The sequence below is a fragment of the Taibaiella helva genome (assembly GCF_003545695.1).
Lineage (GTDB): Bacteria > Bacteroidota > Bacteroidia > Chitinophagales > Chitinophagaceae > Taibaiella > Taibaiella helva.
In genome coordinates this window covers 22,529-42,116 of record NZ_QUZZ01000017.1, presented here as the reverse complement: position 1 = coordinate 42,116, position 19,588 = coordinate 22,529, and the positions used below count along the sequence as shown (strand labels likewise).

Sequence of the window (19,588 nt, the reverse complement as noted above, 5' to 3'; positions counted from 1 at the left end):
TGATTTCCTTTAGGATGAAGATTTCAGAACCGAAGATAAACATTTACAAAACATCATGTTTCAGGCGCCGGCACCTGCTGGGTACCGTGAAAAACTACGGCGTGAAACAAATCGCCGGGATCGCTGTTGTATCTTTAGGCAACCTTATTCTTAAATTAATCCCAATAAAACTATTAGCCTATGCAAAAGATCATCCCTCATTTATGGTTCGATAAAGAAGCCAGGGAAGCTGCTGCATTGTACACCTCCGTATTTCCCGATTCGGAAGCCATCCACACTACCCTGCTGCGCAATACACCTTCGGGCGATTGCGACCTGGTAAGCTTCCGGCTGTGGCACCAGGAGTTTATGGCCATCAGCGCCGGACCTTTGTTCCCGATGAATCCATCGGTATCTTTTATCGTCAATTATGATCCGCTGCTGTTCCGCAGCTCCGCCCACCCGGAGCAGACTGCCCGCGAAAGCCTCGACCGGGCCTGGGAAAAATTGATGGAAGGCGGCAAAGCGCTGATGCCGCTGGATACCTATCCCTTCAGCAAGCATTATGGCTGGCTGCAGGACCGCTACGGCGTATCCTGGCAATTGATGCTGACCGATCCTTCAGGCGAGCCGCGGCCGCCCATTGTGCCCTCGCTTATGTTTACCGGCGCCAAAGTCGGCAAGGCCGAAGAAGCCCTGCAATTCTATACCTCCGTGTTCCGTCATGCGAAGCAGGGTAATATCCATCGCTACCCTGCAGGCATGCCACCCGACAAGGAAGGTACAGTCATGTATGCCGACTGCAAGTTGGAAGATAAATGGTTTGCGCTTATGGACAGTGCTCACGAACATGGTTTCGATTTTAACGAATCGATTTCCTTTATGATCACCTGCGCCGATCAGGAAGAGGTCGATTACTACTGGGAAAAGCTCTCTGCCGTGCCCGAAGCCGAGCAATGCGGCTGGATCAAAGATAAGTTCGGCCTTTCCTGGCAGATCACCTCCGCCGAAATGGAGACCCTGATGCGCGAAGGCACACAAGAGCAGATCGACCGTATCACACAGGCCTTCCTGCCCATGAAGAAGCTCGACATCGCACAGATCAAGGCCGCCGCAGGCAAGGGTTAAGACCTATCGCTCGCAGCGGGAGCACATGTGCTGATCATTCATCTTATCTATATATGCTTGCAAGCAGCGCCGCACACCCTGAGCATATCTGATCTTCTTTATTGCTCACGAAGGCCTAACATTAATAAAATCTGCCAATGACGCAAACTAATTATTGTTCCCAAACCAGTTGAAGGTTGTGTCATTGGCAGAATAATCATCCCCGAGTGTGGTACAAATACTTGTTCGTTCAAAAATTATTTTTAGATTTGCCTAAAATATAATTATCCCTTTGAATCATCCGGACAAATCGCTGCAGGATGTACATGGCAGTGTGGAAGTAGCACAAAACGGCTCCAGATGGCGCAGGCTGCTTTCGTTCTTTGGTCCCGCTTATCTGATCAGCGTGGGGTATATGGACCCCGGCAACTGGGCTACCGATATCGCGGGCGGCAGCCAGTTTGGTTATACTCTTATCTGGGTGCTGCTGATGAGTAATGTTATGGCGCTGCTGCTGCAGAGCCTCAGCGCGCGTCTCGGTATCGTATGGGGCAAGGACCTGGCGCAATGCAATCGCGAGACCTACCCCCGCGGCATGAACTTTATTCTTTACCTGCTGGCCGAGATCGCCATCGCTGCCTGCGATCTGGCAGAAGTGCTGGGCATGGCCATAGGCCTGCAACTGCTGTTTGGCCTGGACCTTATCTGGGGTGTGCTCATCAGCCTGCTCGATACTTTCCTGCTGCTGTGGCTGCAAAGGCTGGGCATGCGCAAGATGGAAATGTTCATCATCAGCATGATTGCCATTATCGGCATGTGCTTCCTGGTGGAAATGATCTTCGCCCGGCCCGATATCAAAGGCATTGCCTCCGGTTTTGTGCCGAAGATACCTAATCAGGCTGCTTTGTACATTGCGATCGGCATTATCGGCGCTACGGTGATGCCGCACAACCTGTACCTGCATTCGGCCCTGGTACAGACGCGCAAGATCAAAAGAGACGATGAATCCCTGCGCAAAGCGATCAGGTATAATTTCTGGGACAGTGCCATCGCGCTCAACCTGGCATTATTTGTGAATGCGGCGATCCTGATCCTGGCAGCCGCCGTATTCCATAAAGGCGGCCGCACCGACGTGGCAGAGCTGAAAGACGCGCACGAGCTTCTCGCCCCTATGCTGGGCTCCGAATGGGCGCCCCGCCTCTTCGCTGTTGCATTGATCGCTGCAGGGCAAAGTAGCACCGTAACTGGTACCCTAGCCGGGCAGATCGTCATGGAAGGCTACCTGAGGCTACGTATCAGCCCTACCCTGCGCCGCATGATCACCCGCCTGCTGGCCATCATACCTGCTGTCCTGGTGATCCTCATTTCCGGTGAAGAGCAAGTAGGGCAGCTGCTGATCTTCAGCCAGGTGCTGCTGAGCATGCAGCTGGCCTTTGCCGTGATCCCCCTGATCCATTTTGTGAGCGACCGGCGCAGAATGGGTAAATTTGCCATTAACCTGGGTGTCCGTACGGTATCCTGGATCGTGGCCGCAGTGATTGCCGTGCTTAACTTCAAGCTGGTCTATGATGAGGTCCGTTCCTGGATCCACGATAGCGGAAGCCTGCTGGCGGATATCCTCATCGTTGCCGGCTATATCGGCATGATGGTGCTGCTGGCCCTTACCCTGATCTATCCCCTTGTCTTGCGTCGCCGCAAGCATGCCATGGACGTACACACCCAGGTAAAACCGATAACGGATATGCCGGTACCCGATTTTAAAACCATTGCGCTGGCCCTGGATTATTCGCCTACCGATAACCAGGTGATCCGCTATGCGCTGAAGATGGCGGAGGCCGGCACCCGTTTTTTCCTGATCCATATTACCGAAAGCGCCTCCAGCACCATGATGGGACGCGAGGCCGACGACCTCGAGACCCGTCGCGACAAAGCCCGCATGGAGCTCTACCAGAAGGTGATCCACGATGCAGGCTATAGCTCCGATTATGTGCTGGGCCATAAAAAGAGGACCAGGGAGATCGCGCGTATTTGTGCGGAGCAGCAAGCAGACCTGCTGATCCTCGGCAGTCATGGGCACAGGGGCTTAAAAGACTTTATTTTCGGGGAAACCGTCAATAAGGTAAGACACCTGGTGAAAATACCGGTGCTCGTGGCTCAATAAATGCTGCCGTTCGTCGCGTATGCATTTCATGCGGAAGCTATTCACTTGAATCGCTTGTTCACTCCCTGCTTTTTCGCAGCCAAAGGGCTGCATCCGGGACAGTAAGTCGATATGCAGACAGACCCTACCAGCCTTAGGATAAATAGGGTTAGTGAGCCCCGGACTTCAGGTAATGTTTACCATCCCTGACATAGGCATCATAGTCGGATTGCACCTGCCGCGCATAGTCCTGAGCATAGTCCAGTACTTTCCCCGACCATTTCTTATGGTTTCCGGCAAACGCGATCAGCTCATCCGCGATCGAAGAACCTTGCCGGCCGCCGCTTCTCAGCTGGCCTGAGGCGGTAAGCTGCGCCATCGTACCGATGAGCGCTTCCAGTTCATCCAGCCGGCCTTTGCAGCGGTTAAGGTCCATGCGGTCCTGCGTGGGTTGCAGCGCTTTCAATACAAAATCGGTTTTGTCAAAACGCAGGACATGCAGCATTTTCGGAGTGACCTGCTGTATCCGGTCCTGAAGCGTGGTCACGCGGTAGGCCTGTGTAAGCCATGCCGGCTGCGCTACCGGTGTATAAGGCTGCAGCGAGGAGTGTCCCACCTGCTTCAGGTCCAGAAGGTGCTGCTTGCCGCCTGCTTTCAGCAACAGGATATACCGCCGAACGCCAAGACTGCCGGTACCGGCAATACGGGCAGCGACATCCTGCACTTTTACCTCCCGGTTGGGTAAGTGGGCACAAAACCATGCTTCCACTTTTGCGGCGACGACCTGCTTCTGCTGATCCGGTACTGCATAGACCTTTTTCTGATCGATCAGTACGCGGTCGCCCTTTACTTTGCTTTTAATAAAATCGGGCTCCTTACGTTGCTGTACCTGGGCCAGGAACTCCTTTAGCAGGCCGGTCGCCGTTTCCTTCTCGATAATGACCGGTTTTCCCTTTTTTAAGGTATCAAGATAGACATCCATAGCATAGCGGGCCAGCATGTCGGCCTTCTTCGGGGTATAGCCTACACTTCCGGCCCCTACATGTATGCTGGTGAGGAAGCGGGCGAGCTCCCAGCTGGCCGGTGCTTTCAGGGCTTCGTCAAAGTCGTTAAGGTCGAAATAGACGACATTATTATTGCCTTTGTAGCTGCCGAAGTTTTCAAGATGAAGGTCACCGCAGATCCAGGTATGCGTTTTGTCTTTCCAGCCGATATTACGGGAGAGGTCTTCGTAAAACAGGTGGCAGGTACCCCGGAAAAAGCGGAAAGGGCTTTCCATCATGGCCTGGTATTTCAGGCGCACAAATTCAGGGAGCCGGTCGCTGTTGAACTGCAGGATGCGTTTGAGTACGGAGGCCATAGTCGGAGTCATTAAAGAATGAGACGATAAATGACTCCCGGAAAGTTACGAAGCAATGAGCAAAAAAGATGATTTCTTCTCTTTTAGCTGTGCATGCTTTTATTTTCAAAGGCACAGCAAACCGGTATGCTGTCTAAGCTGAAAGCGGCCTTCGCCGTTCAGGTCGCTGTCGCATCCCCGACCGGCACTCATCTAAGTCTCACAACGGAGTAGTGTCGCAACGTTTTTTAATGTTCATGCTCGTTGCGATCGTCGTGCCGCTGCAAGCATTTTCATCTTAGTGCCTCAGGACCTGGCAGGAAAATAACTTCGGTCAGTCCTTGCGCGAATTGCAACAAAATCACGTGCATTATTTTTGTTCTCATTCCTCTGCGTCTTGTTGAGCAGCAGAACAAATAATGGATCAAGGAAACAAAGGCGATCGGGATTCTTCGCTCCGCAAGCTGTGCAAGCTTGGTTCAGGACGACAGTGTGGAACTTACAGACGAAGCAACGCCAGGCATAAACACACCATTGTCATACAGAGGTCTCCGAAGGAACCGAAGTATCTCTTTTTTTTCACAGAGGTGCCAGGTACAAAATAAATCTTGCTGCGCGCCCTGGTAAGCAAACATACTTTATTCCGGCGTAATGAGCTCCGTAACCCGGTACGAATATTCGAAGGTAAAGGAATCGGCCCCTACCTGCTCCACGTCAAAGGTCCATTCTTTGCCGGGCTGGCAGCGTTTCATCTCTTCCTTGAACGCGCAGATCACATCCATGATCTGCTGAGCCTGGTGATCGTTGATCGCAGTGCCCTTGTCGGAAAGGTGTCGTTTGATCTGATCGGTGTTCATTGCGGCTTTTCTTTTTATACAAACAGCCCGCTGAATTGTTGCCGCTTTCACCCGCCGGTTGGCATTCGCCGATATTTTTCCCACCTTTGCCCGCTGACGTACACTTTAATGATGAACCATGAAGCTATAGCTGTTTACGCCCGATTGAGGGATCAATACACCGGAGAGCACCAGGCGATCAGCCGCAGGCACCGTAACCTGGGCCTGATCCGCCTGCTGGTGGTCTTGCTCGTGCTTTGGTGCTTTTACACTTATTTCAGCGGCAGCAACCCGCTCTGGCTGGTACCGGGCTTGCTTGCGCTGGGCATATTCGTCTACCTTGTCCGGCTGCACCGCGCAATGGGACTGCAAAAGATAAGGCTGGCCACACTATTGCAGATCAACAAGGAGGAGCTGGCCTACCTGGAAGAAGGCGCGCTGCCTTTTACAGACGGGCAGACTTACCGCGATGAGCATCATGCTTATACTGCCGATCTGGATATTTTCGGACATCGTTCCCTCTACCAGCACCTTAACCGAACGGCTACCCAAATGGGGCAGGACCGCCTGGCTAAAGACCTGAAGGTAATGCTGCCGGAAGCGCTCATCAGGGACAGGCAGCAGGCAGTTGCCGAACTGGGTCCTTTGCTGGCGCAGCGCCAGGAGATCTATACGGCCGGCCGTATGGCCCACGACAGCCGGGAACGCTATGAGGGATTGCTGCAATGGACGGAAAGGGAAGAGCCGCCGGTCAATAAGCTGCTGCTGGTATCGGCCTATATCGTTCCTGCGGCATTGATTGTTGTATTGCTGCTTTATGCAGTTTTCCGGTTACCTCTTTACAGTGATATCGCTTTGCGCCTGTTCCCCGTCAACCTGTTCCTTTTTGCTTTATGTGCCGGGAGGATAAAGAAGGCCATTGCCGGAACGGAGCAGGTCAATGAGACCCTGAGCGCTTATGCCGCGATCTTCAGGCAGATCGAAAGCGCAGGCTGGCAAAGTCCCTACCTGAAACAGCTTCAGGAAAAACTGAAAGAAAAAGGTGTTGTCGCCAGCATGCAGCTGCAGCGGCTGGCCGCAATCTATAAAGGCATGGAAACGGTGCAGAACCCTTTTGCAGCAGTCATCACCAATGGGCTGTATCTTTATCATGTGCACCTGCTGCAGCGGCTGAGCCGATGGAAGAAAGCCTATGCCGGGCTGATCCCCCTTTGGCTGGAAGTGATCGGTGAGGTGGAGACCGGCAATAGCCTGGCCAACCTTTATTACAACAATCCTTCCTTTTGTTTCCCTGCGCTGAACCGGGAGGAGCAGATCTCGTTCCGCGCCTTAGGCCATCCGCTCATCCGCGAAGAGCGCCGGATATGCAATGACATTGCTTTTGACGAGCATCGCTTCGTGATCCTGACGGGTTCCAATATGTCGGGCAAAAGCACCTTCCTCCGTACCCTGGGCGTTAATATGGTGCTGGCAGGTATGGGCTCGCCTATATGTGCGCAGGCAGCGACGATCCAGCCGTTGCCGGTATTGGTATCCATGCGCCAGAGCGATTCCCTCGCCGATAGCGAGTCCTATTTCTTCGCCGAGGTGAAACGCCTGCGCGCGATCATGGACCGCCTGGAGCAGGAAGCCTGTTTCGTGCTGCTGGATGAGATCCTGCGTGGTACCAATTCGGATGATAAACGCAGCGGCACCATAGGTGTGATCCGGAAGATCATCGCGAAAAAGGCTATTGGCGCAATTGCGACGCACGACCTGGAGGTATGCCTTACTACAGCGGAATATCCGGCTGCGCTATGCAATAAGTGTTTTGAGGTCGAGATCATTGATAACGAATTGGTCTTCGATTATACCTTACGCGAAGGTATTTGTAAAAATAAAAGCGCTACTTTTTTGATGCAGAAGATGAAGATCATCGGGTAACGGATCTTTTTGTTTTTTGACAGATCGAAAAAAAATATTTGCTTATGGATCCCAAAGCAGCAAAGGGTTTAAAACGGCCCATTCAAACTATGCCGGAGGCAGTGAGCAAGGTACTGAAAGCGGCTGCGCTGATGGAGGCTTATAAAGCACGCCCTGCTTACCAGCAGAACGACTATCTCGGGTGGATTGCCAGGGCAAAGCTGGAGGCGACCAGAGAAAAGCGGCTCCGCCAGATGCTGGACGAGCTGCGCCAAGGTAATGTCTATATGAAGATGCGTTGGGACCCGGCTAGCAGCCGTAAACGCTGAGCCGGTTTTTCTCATTTTAATTTTCAATCCGCAGCCCTGCGGATTCCGTTTGTTGCCGGAATGGCGATTCATTTCCGCATTTGTCCGATATTTCTTTTCTTTGCTACCCTTTTTAGCAGAGTAGATTTATTGTTCCCAAAATGGTATTTAAGAATATAGATGAGGATCTGAAACCCTTATTGCAGCGTATTGCAGCCCGTAATGTACAGCGCAGCATGGTTCCCGGCGAGGATTATATACCCGTAACCGGTAAAATACTGGACGAAGAAGATATTTTGTATGGCGTGGATGCGACCCTTGATGGCTGGCTGACCACCGGCCGCTATGCGATCCAGTTTGAACGGGAATTTGCACGGTATTTCGGCAGCCGTTTTTCCCTCCTCGTCAATTCCGGCTCTTCAGCCAACCTGGTGGCTTTTTACGCGCTGACCTCCCCCAAGCTGGGCGAACGAGCCTTAAAGCCGGGCGATGAAGTCATTACCGTGGCAGCCGGTTTCCCTACTACCGTTAACCCTATGGTGCAGTTCGGCTGCATTCCCGTGTTTGTCGATGTAGATATCCCTACCTATAACATCAAGGCCGAAGCAATAGAGGCGGCCATCTCACCCAAAACAAAGGCGATCATGCTGGCGCATACGCTGGGCAATCCTTTTAACCTGGACATCGTGGTGGCGATAGCCCGCAAGTATCATCTCTGGGTGATCGAGGATGACTGCGACTCGCTGGGCGCTACTTACCGGGGACAAAAGACCGGCAGCTTCGGCGACCTGGCTACAGTGTCCTTTTACCCCGCCCATCATATTACGATGGGTGAAGGAGGCTCGGTGCTGGTCAACAATGCTTCGCTCAAAAAGATAGCGGAGAGCTTCCGCGACTGGGGCAGGGATTGCTGGTGCGAACCCGGTAAAGACAATACGTGTGGCAAGCGCTTCGATCAATGCCTGGGCGGACTGCCCTGCGGCTACGATCATAAATACACTTATTCCCATATCGGCTTCAACCTTAAGGTAACTGATATGCAGGCTGCTATCGGCCTCAGCCAGTTGCGCAAAGCGGATACCTTCGTCGCGCGCCGCCGGGAGAACTATCGCATGCTGTACCAAAAGCTGAAACCCTTTGAAGAGCATTTTATCCTACCCGAAGCCACGCCTGAAAGCGAACCCAGCTGGTTCGGCTTCATGCTGACGGTGAGAGACGGCAGCTCGGTCAACCGGAATGCCCTGGTTCGCTTCCTGGAAGATAACAAAGTGGGCACGCGACTGCTGTTTGCCGGTAACCTGACCCGCCAGCCGGCTTACCTGGATATCGAAAAACGCATTGCAGGCGCGCTGACCAATACGGATAAGATCATGAATGACAGCTTCTGGCTGGGCGTATGGCCCGGGCTGAAAGAGGAACATTATGACTACATTATATCGGTGATCGATCGCTACCTGAAGTTGTAGCATTGTAAGCAGATAAGCTGCCGGCCGGTCCTCACCGGCCGGCTTTTTTTGTATTAGCTTTAGCGATACTTTATTCGGGGAAACAATTACCTTAGCAAGGAAAACCTACCAAATGAAACCCATACCCAGCTTATACGAATGGGCCGGTGGCATGCCGGTATTCGAACAGCTTACCGACCGCTTCTATGCCAAGGTGCTACAGGATGCCTTACTGGAGCCTGTCTTCCGGCATATGTCACCGGAGCATCAGCTGCATGTCGCGCATTTCATCGCCGAAGTCTTTGGCGGTCCCAAAGAATACAGCGCAGAAGGCGGAAGCCATTTCAGGATGATCCAGCGGCACTTGTCCCGTCACCTGACCGAGCAGCAGCGGCAACGTTGGGTGAGCCTGCTGATGGAAACAGCCGACGAGCTAAAGCTGCCCGACGACCCGGAGTTCCGCTCTGCCTTCGTGGCTTATATCGAATGGGGTACGCGCATTGCCGTGCTTAACTCCAACGCCGACGACGTATTCCTTAATCCTGACGAACCTATGCCCGAATGGGGCTGGGGCGTGCCCGGCGGACCCTATCAGCCCGGATAAGCGCCTTTTTTTATCTTTGCTTCATATTCCCCCACCTATCCATCGCTATGAAAAACAAATACCGCTGGCTGCTGCTGCTGTTCCTGTCCGCATGCAATGGCTTCGATTCGCTGGTACCTTTCTCTGAACCGCAGCCGGCAGGCAAAAGGGCCATGGACGCGATCCCCCGAAAGCTGCAGGGGAAATACTTCAGCGAGCGGCAGCAAGCCTTTTTATGGATCGGCGAACATTCGGCTGCGCTGGTTATGGATTATGATGTAGTCACCACCCGGAAGGAGCTGGATACTGCTTACCGGCTGTCGGGCGACAGTCTTTTCAATTCTCTGGGAGAGCCGCCCCGGAAGGTTGCCGTGCAGGGCGATACAATCCGCTGGCATGAACATGAAACAGACTCCGTCTTTGATATCGCGAGAGGAGATGTATTGAAAAAAGATAAAGGATACTATTTCCTGAACCGGCGCCTGGCGGCCAACAGCTGGACCGTTACCCGCCTTTCGCTGAGCCACGGCAAGCTGCTGGTGGCGAATGTGGACGACCCGGCGTCGCTGGCCCGCCTGGAGACCCTGGCCGAAAAGCCCACCGATACGGTTCACCCGGTATATACGATCAGCCGGAAGCAGTTCCGCAACCTGCAGCAGGAAGGCGGCTTCAGGACGGTGGACAGTTTTTTCAAAACAAAACCCTGATCTATTCAGCTATGTCGAACACTCAACAACAACGTGTATATGCAGGGCTCGGCGCCGCTGTCGCCTGGTTTGCGCTGATCCTGCAATTTGTTTTGCTGATGCAGAACCGTAAGACTTCAGCAGGGGAAGCGATTGTCCGTTACTTCAGCTACTTTACGGTGCTCTCCAATATCCTGGTCGCGTTGTGCTATACTTTCTTTGTTGCAGGAATAAAGGGGTTCTTTGCCAAAGTAGGAACGCAAACGGCGATAGTGGTATATATCGTCATCGTAGGCCTGGTGTACAATACCGTTCTGCGCTTTCAGTGGCTGCCAAGCGGACTTGCCCGTATATCCGACGAGCTGTTTCACAGCGTTACTCCGGTGCTCTTTGTACTGTATTGGCTGCTCTATGTCGATAAGCGATCACTGCAATGGCGGGATATCCCCGCCTGGCTGTTGTTTCCCCTGGCCTATCTTGGTTATACGCTTCTTCATGGCAGCCTGACGGCTTTCTACCCCTACCCTTTCCTCGACGTGGGCCAGCTGGGTTATCCTTCGGCTCTGCTCAATTGTCTGTGGGTCACGATAGCCTTTATCCTGTTCTCCCTTTTATTTGTGGGGCTGGCCAAAGCCTGGCGCAAAAGACCGCCTGTAGCGGTTTGACCGCCTGTTTTGTTCCCTCCTGTACGATAAAGCGGGCCATTTAAACCGCAAGTATCGGGTTGCCCGCCCCGGCAAGCGGCAGTACTTTTGTACTACAAAATGCAACTATCATGAGCACACAGGAAATGATCAATTACGAGCGTATTGCGGAAGCGATACAGTATATCTCCGGGCACTTCAGGGAGCAGCCTGATCTGGACGAGATTGCGGAGCAGGTGCATATGAGCCCCTTTCATTTTCAAAGGATGTTCCGGGAGTGGGCCGGGGTCAGTCCGAAGAAGTTCCAGCAGTTCTTAAGCCTCGATTATGCCAAATCCATCATTAAAGACCCGCAGAACAACCTGGCCGATACAGCCATGGAAACCGGCCTGTCCGGCCCGGGCCGCCTGCACGATCTTTTCGTACAGCTGGAAGGAATGACGCCCGGGGAGTATAAGCATGGCGGCGCTGCGCTAACGATCAACTATAGCTTCGCCGAAAGCCCTTTTGGCAATATGATTGTGGCCTCTACGTCCAAAGGCATCTGCTATATGGCTTTTTCGGATGATGAGGTCCTGGCTTTGCAGGAGCTGAAACAACAATTTCCGCAGGCAACCTACCGCCAGATGACCGATCTGCACCAGCAGCAGGCGCTGTATATCTTTACCCAGGACTGGAGCCGCTTGCACGAGATCCGCCTGCACCTTAAGGGCACGCCCTTCCAGCTGAAAGTATGGGAAACCCTGCTGAAGATCCCTATGGGACAAGCTTCGAGCTATGGCCAGATCGCGCAGGCCATCGACAAGCCGGCAGCTTCGCGCGCGGTGGGTACAGCCGTAGGCGATAATCCCGTTGCCTTTCTCATCCCCTGCCATCGCGTGCTCCGCGCTTCCGGCAATATAGGCAGCTACCATTGGGGCAGTACCCGCAAAGCGGCCATGCTGGGCTGGGAAGCGGCTAAGATCTATGGCGGGACCGCCGAATAAACAAGACAACTACGTATTTTATGGAATCCATAATCAGGGCGCTCGACCAGACCGACTGGCATGCGCTGGCCGAAGGCATGCATGCAAAGGGTTATGCGCTGCTGCCGCAGCTGCTCGACAAAAACACCTGCCGGCAGCTGATAGCCGGATATGACCATGCTGATCTGTATCGCAAGATGATTGTGATGGAACGGTACCGCTTCGGGCTGGGTGAGTACAAATATTTTCGTTACCCGCTGCCGCCTTTGCTGCAGGCGATCCGGGAAAGGGTTTACCCGCAGCTCGCTCCTGTGGCTAATGCCTGGATGGCGGCGCTGAATAGCGATACCCGCTATCCGGAGACCCTGGAGGCCCTGCACCAGCGCTGCAGGGAACAGGGGCAGTCCCTGCCGGCCGTACTGATCCTTAAATATGGTGCAGGCGGGCACAATACGCTGCATCAGGATCTTTACGGCGATGTTTTCTTCCCGATACAGATGGTGCTCTTTCTCGATGCGCCGGGCAGCGACTATACCGGCGGCGAGTTTGTGCTGACCGAGCAGGTCCCCCGTGCGCAATCTAAAGCCATCGTATTACAGCCGCAGCAGGGCGATGCGCTGTTCTTCACCACCAGCTTCCGGCCGGTAAAGGGATCGCGGGGCTATTACCGGGCCAATATGAAGCATGGCGTAAGCGCCGTACACCAGGGCCGGCGACATACCCTGGGCATTATCTTTCATGATGCGGGGAGTTAGAGATTAGATGTTAGATATAAGAGCCAGGATGTAGGCAATTTTCCTGATACTTGATACTTGGTGCTTGGAATTTGATACTTGATACTTGATACCTGGTTCTTCATAGAGTTGTGAAATCATTTTAAAAGCTATATTTTGTCCGGTTAAAGTTCAGACCCTCCGACAACAGCTTTATCTTATGCCTGGAAACATCAGCCGGTTCTTGTTCCTTGCAGGTCTTTGGTATATGGCTCTGTCGCCTTTCCGGGCATCCTTTGCCCAGCAGATGAACTTTGTGAATGTAACCGGCAAGCTCGGACTGCCGGCGACCGAATGCTACAATGTTTTCCAGGATCGTAAGGGATATATATGGATCAGCACCGAGGCCGGGTTATGCCGTTACAATGGCAGCAGTCTCCAGGTTTTTGGTAAGAGCAATGGCCTGCCGGAACGAGGTATCTATGCTTATACGGAGGACAGGCACGGCGTACTCTGGCTGGTCACCTGCCGGAACAGGATATTGATGTATCAGGATGGTCAGCTTACAGAAGCGGCCGTCAGCAAACAGTACCAGAAGGTGTATCCCAGATCACTGACGTATAGTATCCAGGAATATGATGAAGGCCGGCTGATCCTGCAGAACTATAGCAATACCTATATCGTCGATGTGGCGAAGCAATCGCTGCAAAGAATATACAGGAAGGGAAAGCAGCATCAGTTCTTCTTTGAAAAACAAGAGGACCGGCTGATCCCTGTGAATGCTGATTATAGTTATAACCGAGAGCTGCGTCTTTCCGGCCTGGAGATGATTTTCATGAATGGCCGGAGAGCGGATACTACGAAAGTGTTCCTGAATCCTCCCGCTTACCGTCCCAATAAATTTCTTAGCTGCAGGAGCGGCGGTTACTTCTTCTGCTCGTTCGGAGAACGGCTCTTTCGCTTCTCCGCCGGGCTGGAAGTTCATATGATGCCGCAAAAAAGCAGCATCATCAGCTTATATCGCGATAAAAGCAACGGCATATGGGTAGGTATGAAGGAGAGTGGTGTCAATTATTATCCTTCGGGGAACGAGCCGGGGAAATACATCTCTCTGCTGAACGGCTTTTCTGTAAGCGGTATCTGTGAAGACCGGGAGGGCAATGTATGGCTGACTACGCTGGAGAAGGGGCTCTGGGTCTGCAAGAACAAGCGGCTGCTCAGCTTTGCAGGTATGAAAGGCCTGGACAGGCCGGCGAACATGCTCAAGACAGTTAACGGGGCCGTGCTCGCCAGCATAGACTATGGTACCGTGCGGGTCTTGAGCGGCTTTACCGAACGATCCTTTGATCTTCCTTTCAACCCATCGGATAAGATTGATGATATGATTAGCTCAGGAAAAGATCAGCTGCTTGTGTTGAAGGGGGCACTAACCTATATCAACGCCCGGTTTCAAAAATCGGGCCGGCCGGGAATTCAGATACCGTATATCGGCAACAGGGGCAAGCTCGTCCAGACTGACTCTTCGGAGTACTACCTGCTGGGCTTTTCCACCTTGCACAAGATACACCATGGCAAAGCCCGGCTCTTGTTTACTCTGCCGGATAAGGGAGGTGATCTGTGCCTGATCAGCAGGGACAGCCTGCTGCTGGGCTGCCGGAAGGGACTTTTCAGCTTTACACGGAACGACACCACACTCCATAAAATACCGGGTGTGGACAAGACCGTTACGCGCATCGTTAAAGCTTCGGATGGTGCCGTCTGGGTAGCGACCAAAGAAGAAGGACTGTATCAATTCGTTCAGAATAAGCTCAAGCCGATAGGCCGGGAGCTTGGCCTGAAGACGGATATTTTTTTCGATATCGCCGAAGACCGCCACGGAAACATATGGCTGGGCTCCAATGCCGGCATGATCCGGTTAGCGCTTCCGTTAAATAAACAGGCTGTAAAATACTTTAACACAACCAACGGCCTGCCGGCTAACGAGGTATTCAGGCTGGCTGCCGATAGCCAGTACATCTATGTTTCGACGGTTGAAGGTATCAGCAGGATGCCGCTTTCCGATACCGGTAATATTTACCCGCCGCCTGTTTACCTGAGTGCTTTTAAAGTGAATGGAAAGGACCTGGGAAAGCCTGCAGGCAAAAGAACGCTGGCTTACAACGAGAATAATATTGAGCTCAATTTCGATGTGCTTTCGTTTGACCTGGAAAGCCAGGCCGGGCTATGGTACCGGATCAACAAAGGTGCTTTTGTGACGCAGAAAGGCAATATCCTTAAGCTCGACAACCTGGAACAGGGCGACTACCGGCTTGAGGTTTATGGTGTAACGGCCGACGGCACAAAAAGTGCGCGTCCTGTGATCCTAAGCTTTATTGTTGCACCCGCTTTCTGGAAAACCTGGTGGTTCCTGCTGGCGGTTTCCTTGCTGCTGTCGACCCTGATCTATGTTCTGCTGGAAAAGAGAATAGCGCAGATCAAAAGGAAGGCCGAAGAAAAAAGCAAGCTGAGCAGGCTCATCAGCAGCTATAAGCTGTTTGCCCTGCAAGCCCAGATGAACCCTCATTTCATTTTCAATTCGATCAACAGCATTCAATACTTCATCCTGAAACAAAAAGAGCAGGATGCTTACCAATATTTGTCCCGGTTCAGCCGGCTTATCCGCAAGGTGCTTGAACATTCGGATAAGCTAAGCATTTCCCTCGGCCAGGAGATCAGCACCCTGAAAGACTATATAACGCTGGAGCAGTACCGTTTTGAAAATAAGTTCGACTATGAGCTCTACATCGACGCTGACATTAATACAGAGGAAGTTTCGCTGCCTCCCATGCTGATACAGCCTTATGTGGAAAATGCGATATGGCATGGCTTGCTAAGCTTACCTAAGGGCAGCAAAGGAAAATTGTGGCTTAGCTTCCTGCTGGAAGGCGCGTTGCTCAGGATCGTAATCCGCGACAACGGTATCGGGAGAGAGAAGGCTGCACAGAAAAAGAATCATACGCATACGCCTGTTGCCATGGAGCTGACGGCAAAACGCTTGCAGATCGTGCACCAGATATGGGGCGATGCTACTATCAGGGTCAATATTACCGATCTGTATGATGAAGCGCAAAGCCCGGCTGGTACCCAGGTTGAACTCTTCCTGCCCCTGAATATACAATTGCCGGAGGAGGAGATAGACGTTGGATACTAGATACTAGATGTAGATATAAGAGCCAGGATATAAGCAATTGTTAGTATCAAGCATATTGGGTACCTGGTTCTTAATACTTGATTCCTGATACTTTAACACCATGCTCTATCATCCTGATCTCGGTGCTACGGCTTATACACGCAGCAGGCAGCTGAAGCTGCTGATCGATGAGGGCAGCGTCCGTTTGGCGGGCAACCGGAAGCTGCACATTTATGGAACGCTATCCTGCGGCAGCGGAAAGCGGATGAAGCCCGGTAACAGGGTTTTCTTCCGGGATGATAAGGAAGCATTGGCTGCCGGCTACCGGCCCTGTGGACATTGTATGAAGGTCGCTTATGAGCAATGGAAACGACGGAAAGTCTAAGCCGGCTTTTCAGCAGGTTCGGCAAGGCTGCGCCAGAGGTAGAAGACCAGGTAGCTCTCCCAGCCGCTGAAGGCACGGAACAGGCGATCGGTGCCGGCGGTGTCTTTACGGTCGCGGATCAGCTGGTGGTTGACGAGCGCCTGCAGCAGGCCGACATCGCCGTAAGGTATGGCTTCCGGCACCCGAAGCGATTTCATCAAGGCATAATTGGCCGTCCAGATGCCGATGCCGCGCAAGGCCGTGAGCGCTTGTTGCTGCGCGGCAAATGAGGACAATTGCTCCAGGATGTTTTTGCTCATCGCACCTGCTGCAAACACTTTTGCCAACCCGGTAAGGTAGCTGGCTTTCATACCGGAAAATTGCATCGCCTTCAGCTCGTCGGGGGATACATTCGCCAACGTTTCCGGACCAGGAAAAATATAATAGTCCTGCTTTTGATAAGAGACCGCTGTGCCGTAAGCCTCGGTGAGCCTTCGTTTGAGGCGGTAAGCAAAGCTCAGGTTGATCTGCTGGCCGATGATGCTCCAGCAAAGGGCTTCAAACAGGTCGGGAATGCCCAGCAGCCGCAAGCCGGAATAGCGGCGGCGCATATAGGCCAGCTTCTTCTCTTTTTGCAGCAAGGTATAAAACGGTTTCAGGTCGCGGTCCAGGTCGAACCAGTCTTTGATGAACAGCGTTATAGCTTGTTCTATACTTGCGGTGCGCTTTCGGTTCAGCAGGCTTATTTCCAGGCCCGCATCAGTACCGGCAATACGGAACACTATTGCCTTGCCATCGATCTCAAGCGCTTTCCACACCGCGCCGTCGGTAAACCGATGCAGGCAGTCGTCGTAGCCCCGATCAAGATACCAGCGGCATTCGGTAAAGCTGAATAAAGAAGGTACGGGGATCAGGAAGGTGTCAGGCTTGCTCATGCGTGCAAAATTAGCGATCCAACCGTCTGTGCCCACCTGAAACTTGCGCTTTAATCCTTAAATTGCAAAAAAGCAGCCGCATAATGGCTGCAATCCGTATTACCATCGAAAAAAGATAGCATGGCCATTGGCTGGACACCCAAGCATACAGAAACGATACCTTTAGCCGGCCTTAGCCGGGAACATTTCCTTGCGCTGGCGTTGGAAACCGCACAGCGCCTGCACTGGCGTATCGATCATATCAGCGCCGCAGGCTTTATAGGATATACCAATCAGGGCATGTTTGCCTGGGATGCAGACGTAAAGCTGGTTATAGGAGAAGACAGCGCTACGCTGACCAGCGCCTCAGCCAATAATGAATTTTTCGATCTCGGCAGGAACAAGAAGATGGCCCGGAAGTACCTCAAAGCATTCGGGGAGATCGAACACCAATATTCGGTTGCCGAGCTGGATGAAAAGTATGTCGGCTACCAGGCGGCTTTCCCATCTCCGGAAGAAGACGCCCTATTGCTGCCGCCGCCTACGGCGAGGGAAAACTGGAACCTTTTCGTCAGCTTCTTCATTCCCCGTAAGGACTATTTCATCACACCGCTGCTGCTCGATCTCAACATGCTCATTTTCGTGCTCATGGCCTGTACCGGCATGAATATTATCAGCCCGGACAGCGATGTCCTGCTGCGTTGGGGTGCCAACTTCAAGCCCCTTACACTGGACGGACAATGGTGGCGGCTCATCAGCAATTGCTTCGTGCATATCGGCATTCTGCACTTGCTGCTCAATATGTACGCGCTGGCTTATATCGGTCTGCTGCTGGAGCCTTACCTGGGTAAGATAAAATTCCTGTTCGTTTACTTGCTGGCCGGTCTGGGCGCCAGCATGGTCAGCTTGTGGTGGCACGACCTTACGGTAAGCGCAGGCGCTTCAGGGGCGATCTTCGGCTTATATGGCGTTTTCATCGCCTTGCTCACCACCAGACTGGTGGCTAAAGAAACACGTATGCCGCTCCTGGCAAGCATCATGGTCTTTGTACTCTACAATCTCTTTAATGGGCTTAAGGGCGGTATCGATAATGCGGCGCATATCGGCGGGCTCATCACCGGTATTGTGCTGGGCTACCTGCTGTATCCTGTTTTAAGGCGGCCGGCAAGTACCGTGGCTAACGCGGTCGTTCTGGCGCTGGGTATCGCCCTGGTCGCCGGCAGTTCGGCTTTTGTTTATCTCCGTTTGCCTAATGATACGGGCACGTTCGATACTGCTATGAATACCTTCGGCGCGCTGGAAGAAGAGGCGCTCAGCATTTATCAATTACCGGATACAATGCCTACCGATTCGCTGCTGAGCGCCGTGCAGCATAAGGGTATCGATAACTGGAAGAAGAGCCAGGCGCTGATGGACCAACTGCAGCGGCTGCAGCTGCCCGATGTGCTCCAAAAGCGGGTCGCTGCCCTATCGGACTACAGCGATCTCCGGCTGCGTTCCTGCGAATTGCTGTACCAAAGCCTTCAGAAAAATACCGATCAGTATAATGCAGAGATAGAAGACTGCAACCGTAAGATCGAGGCGCTTATCGAAACCTTAAAAAAGGAAAAGTAATCGCTTCCTTCTCCTGCAATTTGCATCGTTATATTTGTAGCCAAACGGTTACGTAATTTCTGTATCTTTGGATCATGAGAAGAGATGTATTCCAGGCTATCGCCGATCCGAACCGGAGGGCGATCATAGACCTGCTGGCCCGGCAAAGCCTTACGCTGAACGAGGTATCCGATCATTTCGCGATCAGTCGTCCCGCGGTATCCCGGCATGTAAAGATATTGACCGAATGTGGCCTGGTCGTCATCCGGCAGCAGGGCCGCGAGCGGTATTGCACGGCAGATTTCAGCAAGCTGGGCCAGGTTTCTGATTGGATAGCGCAATACCAAGCCTTTTGGTCGGGCAAGCTGGATGCGCTGGGCCGTTTCCTGGAACAGAACGACGAAGCGGCAAGCCCGAAGAAAACCAGGCGGAAATAGGCAGGAAGGATATGAGATGGCTAACCTTTAAATACAAAAGCTATGAAAGCCAGACTGAATTGCATTACGATCCCGGTCGATGCCCTGGACCGTGCGCAACGTTTTTATGAAATGATCTTTGGCGAAAAGGCGTCCGAAACTTCCGGCGACCTGGTACTCTTCAGCATCGACAAATACATGAGCCTCGTATTGACCACCCGCAGCGACTTTGCCGGCTATGCAGATATTACGGGGCAGAAAAATGCGGCGCCGGGTACTGCCGAATGCATCATGAGCCTTTTCCTGGAAGACAAGGCGGCCGTAGACCGTCTTTTGGAAACCGCCCTGGCAGCCGGGGGTACTACTGCAGGGTCTGCATCGACTTATGGCTGGGGCTATGCCGGCTATTTCCGCGATCCCGACGGGCACCAGTGGGAATGTCTTTTTAATGAAGAAGTATGGCGCGATATGCAGCGGGGCTGATT

Annotated in this window: 18 protein-coding genes; 15 read left to right on the top strand and 3 right to left on the bottom strand. The window is 52.8% G+C overall.

The features are described 5' to 3' along the window. Nucleotides 1-180 precede the first annotated feature (180 nt). Both DZC79_RS19945 and DZC79_RS19940 read left to right on the top strand, forming a co-directional pair. Complete coding sequence (locus tag DZC79_RS19945; RefSeq protein ID WP_118953387.1) at nucleotides 181-1,107, top strand: VOC family protein; 927 nt, start codon at nucleotides 181-183, stop codon at nucleotides 1,105-1,107. 271 nt (nucleotides 1,108-1,378) lie between these two features. Then, complete coding sequence (locus DZC79_RS19940; RefSeq protein ID WP_118953386.1) at nucleotides 1,379-3,247, top strand: Nramp family divalent metal transporter; 1,869 nt, start codon at nucleotides 1,379-1,381, stop codon at nucleotides 3,245-3,247. A 148-nt stretch (nucleotides 3,248-3,395) separates the two neighbouring features. On the opposite strand, the gene DZC79_RS19935 is transcribed toward DZC79_RS19940, so the two are convergent. Beyond that, nucleotides 3,396-4,586 carry a DUF2252 domain-containing protein gene (locus tag DZC79_RS19935; RefSeq protein WP_157977296.1) on the bottom strand — a complete coding sequence of 397 codons (1,191 nt, stop codon included), beginning with the start codon at nucleotides 4,584-4,586 and terminating at the stop codon, nucleotides 3,396-3,398. A 617-nt stretch (nucleotides 4,587-5,203) separates the two neighbouring features. After that, complete coding sequence (locus tag DZC79_RS19930) at nucleotides 5,204-5,422, bottom strand: hypothetical protein (RefSeq protein WP_118953384.1); 219 nt, start codon at nucleotides 5,420-5,422, stop codon at nucleotides 5,204-5,206. 108 nt (nucleotides 5,423-5,530) lie between these two features. Between DZC79_RS19930 and DZC79_RS19925 the strand changes: the two genes are divergently transcribed. The 10 genes from DZC79_RS19925 to DZC79_RS19880 all read left to right on the top strand — a co-directional run bounded on the left by DZC79_RS19925 (nucleotide 5,531) and on the right by DZC79_RS19880 (nucleotide 16,201). Beyond that, a complete protein-coding gene (locus DZC79_RS19925) occupies nucleotides 5,531-7,324 on the top strand; it encodes a MutS-related protein (RefSeq protein WP_118953383.1) in 1,794 nt (597 codons plus the stop codon). 44 nt (nucleotides 7,325-7,368) lie between these two features. Next, nucleotides 7,369-7,632 (top strand): YdeI/OmpD-associated family protein, encoded by a 264-nt coding sequence (locus DZC79_RS19920; RefSeq protein WP_118953382.1) that lies wholly within the window; start codon nucleotides 7,369-7,371, stop codon nucleotides 7,630-7,632. 140 nt (nucleotides 7,633-7,772) lie between these two features. After that, a complete protein-coding gene (gene rfbH / locus DZC79_RS19915; RefSeq protein ID WP_118953381.1) occupies nucleotides 7,773-9,077 on the top strand; it encodes a lipopolysaccharide biosynthesis protein RfbH in 1,305 nt (434 codons plus the stop codon). Nucleotides 9,078-9,189: 112 nt separating this feature from the next. Further along, nucleotides 9,190-9,660 carry a group II truncated hemoglobin gene (locus tag DZC79_RS19910; RefSeq protein ID WP_118953380.1) on the top strand — a complete coding sequence of 157 codons (471 nt, stop codon included), beginning with the start codon at nucleotides 9,190-9,192 and terminating at the stop codon, nucleotides 9,658-9,660. A 47-nt stretch (nucleotides 9,661-9,707) separates the two neighbouring features. After that, nucleotides 9,708-10,346: a hypothetical protein gene (locus DZC79_RS19905; protein ID WP_118953379.1), complete on the top strand. Its 639-nt coding sequence runs from the start codon at nucleotides 9,708-9,710 to the stop codon at nucleotides 10,344-10,346. 11 nt (nucleotides 10,347-10,357) lie between these two features. Next, nucleotides 10,358-10,990, top strand: coding sequence for a Pr6Pr family membrane protein (locus DZC79_RS19900; RefSeq protein ID WP_118953378.1), 633 nt, complete (start codon nucleotides 10,358-10,360; stop codon nucleotides 10,988-10,990). Between the two features lie 110 nt (nucleotides 10,991-11,100). After that, complete coding sequence (locus DZC79_RS19895) at nucleotides 11,101-11,955, top strand: methylated-DNA--[protein]-cysteine S-methyltransferase (protein ID WP_118953377.1); 855 nt, start codon at nucleotides 11,101-11,103, stop codon at nucleotides 11,953-11,955. A gap of 20 nt (nucleotides 11,956-11,975) precedes the next feature. Continuing rightward, a complete protein-coding gene (locus tag DZC79_RS19890) occupies nucleotides 11,976-12,689 on the top strand; it encodes a 2OG-Fe(II) oxygenase (protein ID WP_118953376.1) in 714 nt (237 codons plus the stop codon). A 178-nt stretch (nucleotides 12,690-12,867) separates the two neighbouring features. Beyond that, nucleotides 12,868-15,837 carry a sensor histidine kinase gene (locus DZC79_RS19885; RefSeq protein WP_118953375.1) on the top strand — a complete coding sequence of 990 codons (2,970 nt, stop codon included), beginning with the start codon at nucleotides 12,868-12,870 and terminating at the stop codon, nucleotides 15,835-15,837. A 100-nt stretch (nucleotides 15,838-15,937) separates the two neighbouring features. Then, on the top strand, nucleotides 15,938-16,201 hold the full coding sequence (locus DZC79_RS19880) for an Ada metal-binding domain-containing protein (RefSeq protein ID WP_118953374.1): 264 nt from the start codon (nucleotides 15,938-15,940) through the stop codon (nucleotides 16,199-16,201). Here DZC79_RS19880 and DZC79_RS19875 read toward each other — a convergent pair. After that, nucleotides 16,198-17,115 (bottom strand): DNA-3-methyladenine glycosylase family protein, encoded by a 918-nt coding sequence (locus tag DZC79_RS19875; protein WP_118953373.1) that lies wholly within the window; start codon nucleotides 17,113-17,115, stop codon nucleotides 16,198-16,200. The genes DZC79_RS19880 and DZC79_RS19875 overlap by 4 nt on opposite strands. 120 nt (nucleotides 17,116-17,235) lie before the next feature. Here DZC79_RS19875 and DZC79_RS19870 point away from each other — a divergent pair, with 120 nt between their 5' ends. The 3 genes from DZC79_RS19870 (at nucleotide 17,236) to DZC79_RS19860 (ending at nucleotide 19,586) form a co-directional block, all read left to right on the top strand. Beyond that, on the top strand, nucleotides 17,236-18,708 hold the full coding sequence (locus DZC79_RS19870; protein WP_118953372.1) for a rhomboid family intramembrane serine protease: 1,473 nt from the start codon (nucleotides 17,236-17,238) through the stop codon (nucleotides 18,706-18,708). 74 nt (nucleotides 18,709-18,782) lie between these two features. Further along, on the top strand, nucleotides 18,783-19,124 hold the full coding sequence (locus DZC79_RS19865) for an ArsR/SmtB family transcription factor (RefSeq protein ID WP_118953371.1): 342 nt from the start codon (nucleotides 18,783-18,785) through the stop codon (nucleotides 19,122-19,124). 42 nt (nucleotides 19,125-19,166) lie between these two features. Further along, on the top strand, nucleotides 19,167-19,586 hold the full coding sequence (locus DZC79_RS19860; RefSeq protein ID WP_118953370.1) for a VOC family protein: 420 nt from the start codon (nucleotides 19,167-19,169) through the stop codon (nucleotides 19,584-19,586). The last annotated feature ends 2 nt before the right edge of the window (nucleotides 19,587-19,588 follow it).